This is a genomic window from Ramlibacter sp. MMS24-I3-19 (genome assembly GCF_050320135.1).
Classification (GTDB): domain Bacteria; phylum Pseudomonadota; class Gammaproteobacteria; order Burkholderiales; family Burkholderiaceae_C; genus Ramlibacter.
The window spans coordinates 2,231,916-2,244,387 of record NZ_CP190017.1 but is presented as its reverse complement, the minus strand read 5'-3'; the positions used below and the strand labels follow the sequence as shown (position 1 = coordinate 2,244,387).

The window sequence follows — 12,472 nt, the reverse complement described above, 5'->3', positions numbered from 1 at the left end:
CCGATGAAGATCGCCACCTGGAACGTCAACTCGCTGGCGCAGCGCCTGCAGCACGTGCTGGACTGGCTGGAGGCCAACCCCGTCGACGTGCTGTGCCTCCAGGAGCTGAAGCTCACGGACGACAAGTTCCCGCTGCTGGAGCTGCAGGCCGCCGGCTACTCGCACTGCGCGGTGTTCGGGCAGAAGACCTACAACGGGGTGGCGATCCTCAGCCGGCTGCCGGTGAACGACGTCGCGAAGAACATCGCCGGATTCGAGGACGAGCAGTCGCGCGTCGTCGCGGCCACCGTGGACTCACCGCTGGGCGAGCTGCGCGTGGTGAATGGCTATTTCGTCAACGGCCAGGCGCCCGGCACGGACAAGTTCGCCTACAAGATGCAGTGGCTGGGCGGCCTGAACGCCTACGTCTGCGAGGAACTGAAGAAGCATCCACGCCTGGTCCTGCTGGGCGACTTCAACATCGCCCCCGAAGACCGCGACTCGCACGATCCCGAAGGCCTGCGCGACACCATCCACCACACGCGCGAGGAGCGCGAGCATTTCCAGAAGCTGCTGGGCCTGGGCCTGTGCGACAGCTTCCGCCTTTTCGAGCAGCCGGAGAAGAGCTACAGCTGGTGGGACTACCGCATGCTGGGCTACCAGAAGAACCGCGGCCTGCGCATCGACCACATCCTGGTGAGCGAGGCGCTGCGGCCGGAGGTGAAGGGCTGCGCGATCGACCGCGCGCCGCGCAAGTGGAAGCAGCCGAGCGACCACGCCCCCGTCACGCTGTCGCTCTGAGGCGGCCTACTCCAGGCCCAGTTCCTGGATCTTGCGGGTGATCGTGTTGCGCCCGATGCCGAGTTTCTGCGCGGCCTCGATGCGCCGTCCGCGCGTGTTGGCCAGTGCGGTGAGGATCAGGCGCGACTCGAAGCGCCGCGTGAGTTCGTCCCACACGTCGTGACGGCCGGCCAGCAGCAGTTCCATGGCCTCGGTGTCGAGCGCCGATTCCCAACTGCCGACAGCGGCTGACGCCGGTGCAGGCGCCGGAGCCGGCCGCACCGTGTCTGCCACCGGCCGTGGAGTTTCTGCAGGCACGGCGGCACGCACGACGGGTTCCGCGGCAGCAGCCCCGTCGCCGATCTCCGGCGGCAGGTCCTTGGGTTCGATCAGCTGCGCCGGCGCCATCACCGTGAGCCAGTGGCACACGTTCTCCAGCTGGCGCACGTTGCCCGGGAAGGCGAAGCCGGTGAGCCGCGCGAGGGCCGCATCCGAGATGCGCTTGGGATCGACGCCGAGCTGCTTGGCCGACTGCTGCAGGAAGTGCCGCGCGAGCATCGGGATGTCCTCGCGCCGCTCGCGCAGCGCCGGCAGCCGCAGCCGGATGACGTTGAGGCGGTGGAACAGGTCCTCGCGGAACACGCCTTCCTTGACCCGCTGCTCCAGGTCCTGGTGGGTGGCCGCGATCACGCGCACGTTGGCCTTCACGGCGCTGTGGCCACCCACGCGGTAGAAATGGCCATCGGACAGCACGCGCAACAGGCGCGTCTGCAGGTCGAAAGGCATGTCGCCGATCTCGTCGAGGAACAGCGTGCCGCCGTCGGCCTGTTCGAAGCGGCCGCGGCGCATGGTCTGCGCGCCGGTGAAGGCGCCGCGCTCGTGGCCGAACAGCTCGCTCTCCAGCAGGTCCTTCGGGATCGCGGCGGTGTTGATGGCCACGAAGGGCCCGCTCGCGCGAGGCGAGTGCTTGTGCAGCGCGCGCGCGACCAGCTCCTTGCCAGTGCCCGACTCGCCCGTGATCATCACCGTCACGTTGCTCTGCGAGAGCCGGCCGATGGCGCGGAACACGTCCTGCATCGCCGGCGCCTGGCCCAGCATCTCGGGCGCCTCGGCCATGCGCTCCTCGGCCACTTCCTCGCGCTGGCTCTCCTCCACGGCGCGCCGGATCAACTCGATCGCCTTGGGCAGGTCGAAGGGCTTCGGCAGGTATTCGAACGCGCCGCCCTGGAACGCCGACACCGCGCTGTCCAGGTCGGAGAACGCCGTCATGATGATGACGGGCAGCCCCGGATGCTTTTCCTTCACCTTCGAGAGCAGGTCCAGGCCGCTGCCGCCGGGCATGCGGATGTCGCTCACCAGGATCTGCGGGCCCTGCTCGTCGTTGGCGCTCTCGAGGGCTTGCAGCACCTCGCGCGCGTTGGTGAAGCTGCGGGTCGGCAGCTCCTCGCGCAACAGCGCCTTTTCCAGCACGAAGCGGATGGATTGGTCATCGTCAACGATCCAGATCGGCTTCATGTGTCCTCAAGTCCCTTGCAGTTGGTCAGGGCAGTGGAATCAGGATCTTGAAATCCGTCCTCCCCGGCATGCTCTCGCACTCGATCAATCCATGGTGCTGCTGGACGAAGGTCTGCGCCAACGTCAACCCCAGTCCCGACCCGCCTTCCCGGCCCGACACGAGCGGATAGAAGATGCGGTCCTTGATCGATTCGGGCACGCCGGGCCCGTTGTCGATCACATGCAATTCCAGTGCCAATCGGTAGCGCTGCTTGCCGAACGTGACCTGACGGGCCACCCGCGTGCGGAACACCAGTTGCGCATCGCCCGCGGCAATGCGGTCCGACAACGCCTGGCAGGCGTTGTGCGCGATGTTGAGGACGGCCTGGATCAGCTGTTCGCGATCGCCGCGGAACTCGGGCAGCGACGTGTCGTACTCGCGGACCACCTTCAAGCCGCGCGGGAACTCCGCCAGGATCAGGGAGCGCACGCGCTCGCACACCTCGTGGATGTTGACGTCGCCGACGAGGTGTGGGCGGCGGTGCGGCGCCAGCAGCCGGTCCACCAGCGTCTGCAGGCGATCGGCCTCGTGGATGATGACCCGCGTGTATTCCTTCAGGTCGCGCCCCTGGATCTCCATCTCGAGCAGCTGCGCGGCGCCGCGGATCCCACCCAGCGGGTTCTTGATCTCGTGCGCGAGATTGCGGATCAATTCCTTGTTCGCCTGCGTCTGGTCGAGCAGGCGCTCCTCACGCTCCTGCCGCGCCTGCTGCTCCAGCGGCAGCATCTCGACGACGATCTCGCCCGGCTGGTCGGTCTGCGCGACCACCACGTGCACCGGCATGGTCTCGGCGTTCGGCCGCACCAGCGACGCGTCATAGCGCAGCGCGGCGTATTCGTTGCTGCCGGCCCCTTCGAGCGCCTGGCGCAGGCGCTGGGGCTCGGTGAAGAAGCCGGGAAGGCTGGATCCTTCGATGACACGGCGCGAGGTGCCAAGCGCGTCCTCGAGCGCCGCATTGGCGAACAGCACGGTGCCTTGGGGAGCGACCACCGCCACCAGCGTGGCGAGCAGGTCCAGTGCGTGGAACCGCCCCTGCGCCGACGCAGCCGGGCGGTCGGGCTGCATGGCGGTCAACGCTTACTTGGCGACGGTGGTGCCGCCCATGCGGGACAGTTCGCGCTGCAGGCCGGCGATGTCGTTGTCGTTGCGCGCGATGCTGGCCTTGAGCTCCTCGACGCGGTCGAGGTACTTCTGGTAATTGCGCGCCTCAGGGCCCTGCTTCTCGGGCTCGCCGTTGTTGTATTCCTTGGCCAGCTCGGCCTTGCGGGCCTCTGCCTTCTTCAGCTCGGCCTCGAGGATCGCGCGCGCATCGGCGTCACGCGCCTTCTGGTCCGCCGCATCGACGCGCGGCGTGTTCGGAGCGGACGACGCGGCTGCAGCCAGCCGCACCGCGCCGGAGTTGACCTTGGTGCCTTCCACCACCGTGACGTTGCCGCCCTCCACCAGCTTGCAACCGTGCGCCTGGGCTTCGGCCTGGTTGTTGGTGTAGCTGTTGCCGCAGCGCCAGATGCGCGCCTGGGCTTGGGCATGCGCGCCTGCCAGCGCCAGGGCCATGGCGATCGAGGTGGTCGTCAGCGCGTACTTCATGGGGGTGTCTCTCCTTGCGCCGGCCTGTTGGGCGGGCGGCCTGCCAGTATCCCGTAACTCTTCACATCCTCCAACCAAGCCCATGATTCACAAGGGAAAAACGCGGCGCTGGAGGTACATTTTGGCGCCGTCGCCGGCGACCTCCCGACGGGCGGGCCCCAAACGAGAAGGGACGGCTCGCGCCGTCCCTTGCAGTTCCAGGCGGGCCGGTCACCCGGCCCGGGCAGCCTCACAAGCTGTAGTACATGTCGAACTCGATCGGGTGCGTGGTCATGCGGAAGCGCGTGACCTCCGTCATCTTCAGCTCGATGTACGCGTCGATCATGGAGTCGGTGAACACGCCGCCCTTGGTGAGGAACGCACGGTCCTTGTCGAGGTAGTCGAGGGCCTGGTCCAGGCTGTGGCACACGGTCGGGATCTTCGCGTCCTCTTCCGGCGGCAGGTGGTACAGGTCCTTGGTCGCGGCCTCGCCCGGGTGGATCTTGTTCTCCACGCCGTCCAGGCCCGCCATCAGCAGCGCCGCGAAGCCCAGGTACGGGTTCATCAGCGGATCCGGGAAGCGCGCCTCGATGCGGCGGCCCTTCGGGTTGGCCACGTACGGGATGCGGATGGACGCCGAGCGGTTCTTGGCCGAATAGGCCAGCTTCACCGGGGCCTCGAAGCCGGGGACCAGGCGCTTGTAGCTGTTGGTGCCGGGGTTGGTGATGGCGTTCAGCGCGCGGGCGTGCTTGATGATGCCGCCGATGTAGAACAGCGCGAACTCGGACAGGCCCGCATAGCCGTCGCCGGCGAACAGGTTCTTGCCGTCCTTCCACACGGACTGGTGCACGTGCATGCCGGAGCCGTTGTCGCCGACCAGGGGCTTGGGCATGAAGGTGGCGGTCTTGCCGTAGGCATTGGCCACGTTCAGGATCACGTACTTCTGCAGTTGGCTCCAGTCGGCCCGGGCCACCAGCGTGTTGAACTTGGTGCCGATCTCGTTCTGGCCGGCGCCCGCCACTTCGTGGTGGAACACTTCGACCGGGATGCCCAGCGACTCGAGGATCAGGGCCATCTCGGCGCGCATGTCCTGCGTGCTGTCGACCGGGGGCACGGGGAAGTAGCCGCCCTTGGTGGTGGGACGGTGGCCCTTGTTGCCGCCTTCGATCTTCTTGCCCGTGTTCCACGGCGCTTCGTACTCGTCGATCTTCACGAACGAGCCCGACATGTCGGCGCCCCAGCGCACGTCATCGAAGATGAAGAACTCGGGCTCCGGCCCGAAGAAGGCGGTGTCGCCCAGGTCCGAAGCCTTCAGGTAGGCCTCGGCGCGCTTGGCGATCGAGCGCGGATCGCGGTCATAGGCCTTGCCATCGCCCGGCTCCAGCACGTCGCACGTGAGGATCAGGGTGGTTTCTTCGAAGAACGGATCGATGTTGGCCGTGTTCGGGTCCGGCATCAGCAGCATGTCCGACGCCTCGATGCCCTTCCAGCCGGCGATGGACGAGCCGTCGAAGGCATGGCCCGAGCTGAACTTGTCTTCGTCGAAGTGCGACACGGGCACGGTGGTGTGCTGCTCCTTGCCACGGGTGTCGGTGAAGCGGAAGTCGATGAACTTGACTTCGTTGTCCTTCACCATCTTCATCACGTCTGCGACGGTCTTGGCTGCCATCAATCTTTCTCCGGTTGGATGGTTGGTTAGAGAGGAGGTACGGGACCAGGGATGCAGGTTCTGTGCCAAAGCTGGTGCATGCCCCGCATGGTCGGGCCGGGCGATTGTCGGGGAGGAAAGCGGCTTTCCGCCGCGCCCGCGTCAATCCCGCGGACGAGTTTGCGCACCTCCGTGGTGCCAGCTCATCCGCGCACCAAGACTGGGCGCGAAATCATCGCACCAATTCGGGGCCCAGGCGGCTTCCCAGCTTCCGCAGACCAGCGACGAGCTCGACATAGGCCGCCGCGACAGCCTCCGGCGCGCCCTTCACGCCCAGGTCGATGTGCCGTCCGTACTCGGGATGGTCGACGCTGGGCAGGCTGAACACCTTGACCCCGGGATGATCGCTTTCGATGCGCTCCATCAGTGGCGTGAGCGCGGCTTCCATCGATCCGAACACGATGACGGAGCGCTCCACGTAGGCGCCGCGCTGGAACAGGTGCGCATAGCGCGTGTCCAGCACCCACTCGATCATCGGCCACGCCATCACGGGGAAACCAGGCACGAAGTGCACGTCGCCGACGCTGAAGCCGGGGATCTTGTTGTACGGGTTCGGGATGATGCGTGCCCCGCGCGGGAACATGCCCATGTTCAGACGGTGCACGTTGTCGGCACGGTCGGCCTCGTAGGGCACGCCCTGCTCGCGCGCGACATCCTGCATGCGCTCGCGGATCAGCACCTCGGCCTCGGGATGCAGCTCGAGCTCCACGCCGAGGGCGCGGGCAGCGCATTGGCGCGTGTGGTCGTCGGGCGTGGCGCCGATCCCTCCGCACGAGAACACGACGGCCTGGCTGTCGAAGGCGCGCCGCAGCGTGGCGGTGATGCGCTGCGGATCGTCGCCCACGTAATCGGCCCAGGCGAGCTGCAGGCCACGGGCGCCGAGCAGCTCGATCACCTTGGGCAGATGCTTGTCGGTGCGCTTGCCGGAGAGGATCTCGTCGCCGACGATGACGAGGCCGATGTCAGGTCTGGTGGACATCCGGCAATGCTACCGGCGCGGCCACGGCCCCGCCCGAGGGAGCCGCCGGTTCCTGCGGTGCCCGCAGCTGGGCGAGCGCGGCCAGGCAGTAATGCCCGAACCACAGCGAGGAGAACGCGAACACGAGCGTGTAGATCCAGATGGCCAGCGGAACGAGCAGCACGAACGCGGCCGCGAACAGCGCGCCGGAAGCCCACAGCACGCTGGGCGCTGCACCGAGGTAGCCACTGACGATGCCGATGGCGAGCAGCGGCAGGCGATGGCGGCGCAGGATGGCGCGACGCTCGTCGGCGCTCGCATGCTCGGCCAGCGCGTCGAAGGTCATCACGCGGTAGGTGAGCCAGCCCCAGATCAGCGGCGGCAGCACCAGCACCAGGGGCGGGATGAGCCACAGCGGCAGCGAGAGCACCAGCGCCACCAGGGCGAGCAGCGTGGAGCCGAGCGACCAGCCGATGCTGGCGAGCATCGATCCGCCGCGGCGACGTTCGAGTTGCGGGAAGCGGCGCTCGGCCACCAGCTTGACGATGGCAGGCGTCATGAGCACCGCCACGGCCAGCAGCGCGACCAGCACGATCACGGGCGTGGCGATGGCGATGACCAGCAGCGGCGCAATCACCGTGCGCAGGTTGCCCAGGCCCATGCCCTGCAACCACTCGCCGACCTGGCTGAGCATCGCCGAGGACTCCAGCCAGCGGAAGACGCCGTCGACGGCAGGAGCCCAGAAGAGCCAGCCGAGGCCCAGCGCCGCAGCCACCATCAGGATCAGCGGCAGCACCGACAGCGCCACCACGCGAGGATGAAGGCAATAGGCGACAGCGCGCCAGAAGGAATCGAGCAGCAGGCCCATGGGCAGCGGCGGAATGTCAGCCGCGACCGGCCAGGCGCTTGAGGCCCAGCCACTGCTGCGACCAGAAGCCGCGGCCGTAGTCGCGGCCCTGCTCCACCTGGTCGCGCACCCCTGTCGTGGTTGCGTGGTGTTCGAAATCGGCGGTGCCGAACAGCATGTCCCACCAGGGCAGCAGCACGCCGAAGTTGTGGCCGCCCAGGGTGCCGCGCCCGCGGCGCTCGTGCCCGATGCCGATGCCGTGGTGCACGCGATGGAACCGCGGGCTGATCCACAGCCGCTCGCCCCAGCGGCCGAACGACAGCCGAAGGTTGGCATGCTGCAGGCTCTCGCTCAGCTGCGTGATGGCGACGATGGCCACGAACTGCCCCGGCGCGACGCCGATCAGCTGGGCCAGCACCACCAGCAGGCTGTCGCGCAGCAGGTCGTCGAGCAGGTGGTTGCGGTTGTCGCTCCACATGGTCATCTGCCGCTGCGAGTGGTGCAGCGCATGCAGGCTCCACCACCAGCGCCAGGCATGCTGGCCGCGATGGATCCAGTAGTCGGCCAGGTCGAATGCCAGCAGGTACAGCAGGAAACTGAGCCAGGGCAGGTCCGTGAGACCAGGCCAGAGGTTGTCGAGGTGCGCGCCGGCGACTCCCAGCACGTGCAGGTGCCCGAAGAGCGCATCGAACACCGGTTCCATCACGAAGAACAGGCCCACCCTGAACAGGCCGAGGCGATGGATCAGCGTGTAGAGGACGTCGGTGCGCACTGCCGCGCGGTCGGTGATGGGCTCCACGGGCCGCCACCGCTGCAGAGGGCCGATCACCAGCAGCAGCATGCCGATCTGCACCAGGCCGACCAGCAGCCAGCCGGTGGCGCCGTACGCGTCCTCGAGGAAATTGGCCAGGCCCAGTGCAAACATCAGCGGCTGGACCGCCGCCTCGAACAGCCACTGCTGCGCGCTGCCGAAGATCGTCTCCACCCAGTTCATCGCGTCTTGGTTCCTTCGCCTGCGATCCAGCCGGCGTACTGCGGATGCTCGCGCAACGTGCGGAAGCAGAAGCCCCGTTCCTTGAGGCCCACGATCAGCGGCTCCAGCACCGCGGGCGCCCACGGATCCTTGCGGGACCAGATGCCCAGGTGCGCCAGCAGGATGTCGCCGCTTCGCACGTTGCGCAGCGCGCGCGCCAGCAACTCTGCATTAGAGACGCTCTCGCTGGAAAGTTCATCGCCCAGGAAGCCCGCGGGCGACCAGCCCACGTGGGCCCACCCGCACGACCTGGCCGCCGCGAGCAGCTTTGGCGAGGTCTTGCCGCCCGGCGCGCGGAACAGCGGCAGCGGCTCCTGGCCCGTGATCGCCCGCAGGCGCGTGGCCGAGCGCGCGATCTCGTCGCAGTACTGCGCCGCGGTCCACACCTCGTCGCGTCCCTCCTCCGGGCCGGCCGAGGGGCGCACGCGGAAGCGCGCAGGCTCGCCCGGCATGTCGGCTCGCCAGTAGACATGGTCCCAGGTGTGGGAAGCGAAGGCGTGGCCCTCGGCAGCCCTCGCCTTCCACCACGGTGCCCATTGGTCGCCCAGGCTGCCATCGCCGACCTTCGTGCGCTCGTTGGCGGCGAAGAACGTGACCTTCACCTGCTGCCGCGCGAGGACCTCGGCCACCAAGGGGGCCACTTCCATGTGGCCGGTGTCGAACGTCAGGTAGACCGGCTTGCCGCAGTCAGCCGCGCTCACGGGAAGCGCGGTGCACGCCAGCAGCGCGAGGACGGCCGCGCCGAATCGGCGCCGCTCAGCGCGGCGCGTGGTCGAGCGTCCAGACACCATGGGGAGACTTGCCGACGGCGACCTGCCGGATCACCTTCCGGGACTCGGTGTCGATGACGGTGAGCTTGCGGGCCCAGCGCGAGGTGACCATCAGCACCTTGCCGCCTGCAAACACGTCGATGCAATCGGGGCCGCCGGGCGCGGGATAGGTGTCGACCACGGAGAGCGTCTGCAGGTCGATCTTGCTGATGGTGTTGCCCGTGCGATTGCTCAGGAAGACGTGGCGCTTGTCGCCTGCCGGGCGGAAGGCATGCGCGCCCTCGCCCGTCTTGATGCGGCGCACCGAGCGGGGCTGCGGCCCGCTGACGTCGAACACCTCGATGCCATCGGCACCGGTCAGGCCGACCAGCAGCGTGCGGTCGTCGGCCGTGCCGTAGACATCGGCAGGCATGGGGCCGGTCTTGACTCGCCACTTGAGCGCCTGGGTGGCCAGGTCGATGGCGACGAGCTCGTCGCTGTCCTGCATGCTCACGTAGGCCGTGGTGCTGCGGCTGTCGATCCAGATGTGGCTGGGTGTCTTGCCGGTGGGCACGCGGCTGGCGAGCTGCAGGTCGCGACCGTCCCAGCGGTAGATGTCGACGTGGTTCAGGCGGTTGCCCGCGGTGACGAACCACTTCATGTCGGGCGAGAAGCGCAGCTGGTAGGGATCGAGCGTGCCGCGCACGACGCGCTGCACTTCCGCGGTCTTGGGGTCGATGAACGTGAGCGAGTCGCTCAACGAGTTGGCCACGATGATGGACTTCTCGTCCGGCGTCATGTAGAGGTGGTGCGGCTCCTTGCCGGTCGGCAGGCGGCGCATTTCCTTCCACGTGGCCGGATCGATGATGCTGACATTCGCGTCCAGCGAGTTCAGCACGAAGATGGGGGCGGTCTGGGCGACGGCGCACTGGCAGGCCAGCCAGGCGACCGCGGCGGCCGCGAGGGAACGCATGAACGGGATCACAAGCACTTTCTCGGGAGCCCCTGAGTTTAGTCGGCGCACCCTGACTGTCCCGTAACATCCCTCGGATGCAATCGGTGTTGGTCGACGGGGTGCGCCTCGAAATTCAACGCGTGACGGGGCCTGCGGGCGCACAGCGCGCACCCATCGTGTTCCTGCACGAAGGCCTGGGCTCGGTGGCGATGTGGCGCGATTGGCCCACACGGGTGTGCGAAGTCACCGGCCGGGACGGCATCGTCTACTCGCGGCGGGGATACGGCGGCTCGGATGCGATCCCCGATGTCCGCGGCAGCGGCCGGCTGGCGCCCGATTACATGCATCGCGAGGCCTTCGATGTCCTGCCAGCGCTGCTGCGTGCCCTCGACCTGCACATGCCCGTGCTCCTCGGCCACTCCGATGGCGGGAGCATCGCCCTGCTGCATGCGAGCCGGCATCCCGTGTCGGCCTGCGTGGTGATGGCCCCGCACGTGATCGTCGAGGACGTGTCCGTGCGCTCCATCGAACAGGCGCGCGAAGCCTACGAATCCGGCGGGCTGCGCGCGCGCCTGGCGCGCTACCACGCGAACGTGGACACGGCCTTCTGGCAATGGAACGACGTGTGGCTGAGCGACGGGTTCCGCGCCTTCGACATCCGCGATGAGTGCCGGCGCATCACTGCCCCGGTCCTGGCCATCCAGGGGATCGACGATCCCTACGGCACCTTGCGCCAGGTGCGCGAGATCGCGCCCACCGCGGGACGTTTCGAGCTCGAGACCCTGCCTGCTTGCGGACATTCGCCGCACCGCGACCAGCAGGAAGCCGTGACGAACCGGATCGCCGCCTTCCTGGACAGCGTGGCTTAGCGCAGCAGCGCCAGGTCGGCGGCGGACAACCAGCGCCATTGACCCGGCTTCAGGTCCGGCGGCAGTGCCAGCCCGCCGATGCTCGCGCGATGCAATGCCTCCACCCGGTTGCCGACGGCGGCCACCATCCGCTTGACCTGGTGGTACTTGCCCTCCGTCAGCGTCAGGCGCAGCGTGCAAGGCGCCGTGATCTCGCAGGCGGCCGCGCGAACCGGCCTGGGATCGTCGTCGAGCACGACGCCTTCGAGCAGCCTGGCCACCGCCTTGGCCTCCAGCGGGTGCTTGGCGGTCACCTCGTACACCTTGGGCACGTGGTGCCTGGGCGAGCTCATGCGGTGGATAAAAGCGCCGTCGTCGCTCAGCAGGAGCATTCCCGTGGTGTCCTGGTCCAGGCGCCCGACCGCCTGCACGCCGGGCTGGCCTTTCGGAGTGGGTCGCTGCCGAAGTGGCGCAGGCAGCAGCGTGTAGATGCTCGGCCAGGCGGACGGCTTGGTCGAGCACTCATGGCCAGCCGGCTTGTGCATCAGCACGTAGGCCTTGGCGTGGTACGTCCAGTCGACGCCTTGCACCCGGAACGACAGGCCCTCCGGTTCCACCTCGGCGTAGGGATCCGTGCACGTGGCGCCGCCGATCGCCACGTGGCCCTGCTCCACCAGCCCGGCGCAGACGCGCCGGGTGCCGAAGCCCTGGCTGTAGAGAACCTGTTGCAATTGCATCGCCGCATTGTCGCGGCGTGCAGGCGGTCAACCGCGCGGATGCTGGCGGCTGGAACGGGGCGCGTTCGGCGCCTCGTCTCGACCTTCCGACTTGCGCATCCGGGGCTGGCCGCCGCGGGGCGGGCGACGCACGATGTCGTCGTCGAGTTCGAAGGCCGCATAGACCGCATTGCGGTCGCGCCGCGTCTCGATCTGCTTCTGCGGGGATTGGTGCATGGCACGTCCTTGGCTGTTGGCAACGGCGGCGCACTTGCTGCGCCCCGTGGCCAATCTAGGAAGGGCGGCTCCTGTCGGGTGTAGGACTTCGCCGAATCCGTGTAGGACGACCTGCAAGGACGAAGGCCGTGCACCCTGTCGGATGCACGGCCCTCTTGCAGATGGTGGAGCTGGCGGGAATTGAACCCGCGTCCGCAAGCCTTCTTCGCACAGTTCTACATGCTTAGCGATCTGTTTTGGGTCTCGCCACCGGTGTCGCGCAGTCGCACGCTACACCGGCCGCCAGTGCCCTATTGTCTCGTCCCGACCCAAGGCACCCGGATCAGGACCAGCCTATGAAGATTCCCTCACAGCCGGGAGCTTGCGCCCCTTGCCCAGCCCATAGGCCAACTGTTGTGAGGCTCACCGGTGTTTAAGCGGCGAGTGCGAAACGTTCGTCGTTTGCAGTTACTTGGTTTCAGCTGTTTAACGAGGTGACTGAACCTCGACATGCCCTGCCGCGCGTCCGAACCCACGTCGAAACCAGTGCAGCCCCAGGAAC

The 12,472-nt window shown here is 67.8% G+C and carries 13 protein-coding genes and 1 other RNA gene; 2 read left to right on the top strand and 12 right to left on the bottom strand.

Going from position 1 to position 12,472, the window contains the following annotated elements:
• Positions 1-3: 3 nt before the first annotated feature.
• Complete coding sequence (xth, locus tag ACPWT1_RS11250; RefSeq protein WP_427915447.1) at positions 4-780, top strand: exodeoxyribonuclease III; 777 nt, start codon at positions 4-6, stop codon at positions 778-780.
• A 6-nt stretch (positions 781-786) separates the two neighbouring features.
• Here xth and ntrC read toward each other — a convergent pair whose 3' ends face one another.
• The 9 genes from ntrC to ACPWT1_RS11205 all read right to left on the bottom strand — a co-directional run bounded on the left by ntrC (position 787) and on the right by ACPWT1_RS11205 (position 10,148).
• Positions 787-2,274, bottom strand: a complete 1,488-nt coding sequence (ntrC, locus tag ACPWT1_RS11245; protein WP_427915446.1) for a nitrogen regulation protein NR(I) — start codon at positions 2,272-2,274, stop codon at positions 787-789.
• A 25-nt stretch (positions 2,275-2,299) separates the two neighbouring features.
• Positions 2,300-3,379: a nitrogen regulation protein NR(II) gene (gene glnL / locus ACPWT1_RS11240; protein ID WP_427915445.1), complete on the bottom strand. Its 1,080-nt coding sequence runs from the start codon at positions 3,377-3,379 to the stop codon at positions 2,300-2,302.
• Between the two features lie 12 nt (positions 3,380-3,391).
• Positions 3,392-3,901, bottom strand: coding sequence for a hypothetical protein (locus ACPWT1_RS11235; RefSeq protein WP_427915444.1), 510 nt, complete (start codon positions 3,899-3,901; stop codon positions 3,392-3,394).
• Between the two features lie 229 nt (positions 3,902-4,130).
• Positions 4,131-5,549: a type I glutamate--ammonia ligase gene (gene glnA / locus ACPWT1_RS11230; RefSeq protein ID WP_427915443.1), complete on the bottom strand. Its 1,419-nt coding sequence runs from the start codon at positions 5,547-5,549 to the stop codon at positions 4,131-4,133.
• Positions 5,550-5,760: 211 nt separating this feature from the next.
• Entirely contained in the window at positions 5,761-6,567 is an 807-nt protein-coding gene (locus ACPWT1_RS11225; protein ID WP_427915442.1) for a competence/damage-inducible protein A, read from the bottom strand.
• The gene (locus ACPWT1_RS11220; protein ID WP_427915441.1) at positions 6,551-7,414 is read right to left on the bottom strand and encodes an EI24 domain-containing protein; all 864 of its coding nucleotides are present in this window, start codon (positions 7,412-7,414) and stop codon (positions 6,551-6,553) included. Before ACPWT1_RS11220 ends, ACPWT1_RS11225 begins: the two co-directional genes overlap by 17 nt.
• A gap of 16 nt (positions 7,415-7,430) precedes the next feature.
• A complete protein-coding gene (locus ACPWT1_RS11215; protein WP_427915440.1) occupies positions 7,431-8,387 on the bottom strand; it encodes a sterol desaturase family protein in 957 nt (318 codons plus the stop codon).
• A complete protein-coding gene (locus ACPWT1_RS11210; protein ID WP_427915439.1) occupies positions 8,384-9,217 on the bottom strand; it encodes a polysaccharide deacetylase family protein in 834 nt (277 codons plus the stop codon). Before ACPWT1_RS11210 ends, ACPWT1_RS11215 begins: the two co-directional genes overlap by 4 nt.
• Complete coding sequence (locus ACPWT1_RS11205) at positions 9,183-10,148, bottom strand: YncE family protein (protein WP_427915438.1); 966 nt, start codon at positions 10,146-10,148, stop codon at positions 9,183-9,185. The genes ACPWT1_RS11210 and ACPWT1_RS11205 overlap by 35 nt, the downstream gene beginning before the upstream one ends.
• 77 nt (positions 10,149-10,225) lie before the next feature.
• On the opposite strand from ACPWT1_RS11205, the gene ACPWT1_RS11200 reads away from it, so the two are divergent.
• Positions 10,226-10,999, top strand: a complete 774-nt coding sequence (locus ACPWT1_RS11200) for an alpha/beta fold hydrolase (protein WP_427915437.1) — start codon at positions 10,226-10,228, stop codon at positions 10,997-10,999.
• Here the strand turns inward: ACPWT1_RS11200 and ACPWT1_RS11195 are convergent.
• The 3 genes from ACPWT1_RS11195 to ssrA all read right to left on the bottom strand — a co-directional run bounded on the left by ACPWT1_RS11195 (position 10,996) and on the right by ssrA (position 12,466).
• The gene (locus ACPWT1_RS11195) at positions 10,996-11,715 is read right to left on the bottom strand and encodes a 16S rRNA pseudouridine(516) synthase (RefSeq protein ID WP_427915436.1); all 720 of its coding nucleotides are present in this window, start codon (positions 11,713-11,715) and stop codon (positions 10,996-10,998) included. The genes ACPWT1_RS11200 and ACPWT1_RS11195 overlap by 4 nt on opposite strands.
• Positions 11,716-11,742: 27 nt before the next feature.
• Positions 11,743-11,931 (bottom strand): hypothetical protein, encoded by a 189-nt coding sequence (locus ACPWT1_RS11190; RefSeq protein ID WP_427915435.1) that lies wholly within the window; start codon positions 11,929-11,931, stop codon positions 11,743-11,745.
• 162 nt (positions 11,932-12,093) lie between these two features.
• Positions 12,094-12,466: a transfer-messenger RNA gene (ssrA, locus tag ACPWT1_RS11185) on the bottom strand.
• Positions 12,467-12,472 lie beyond the last annotated feature (6 nt).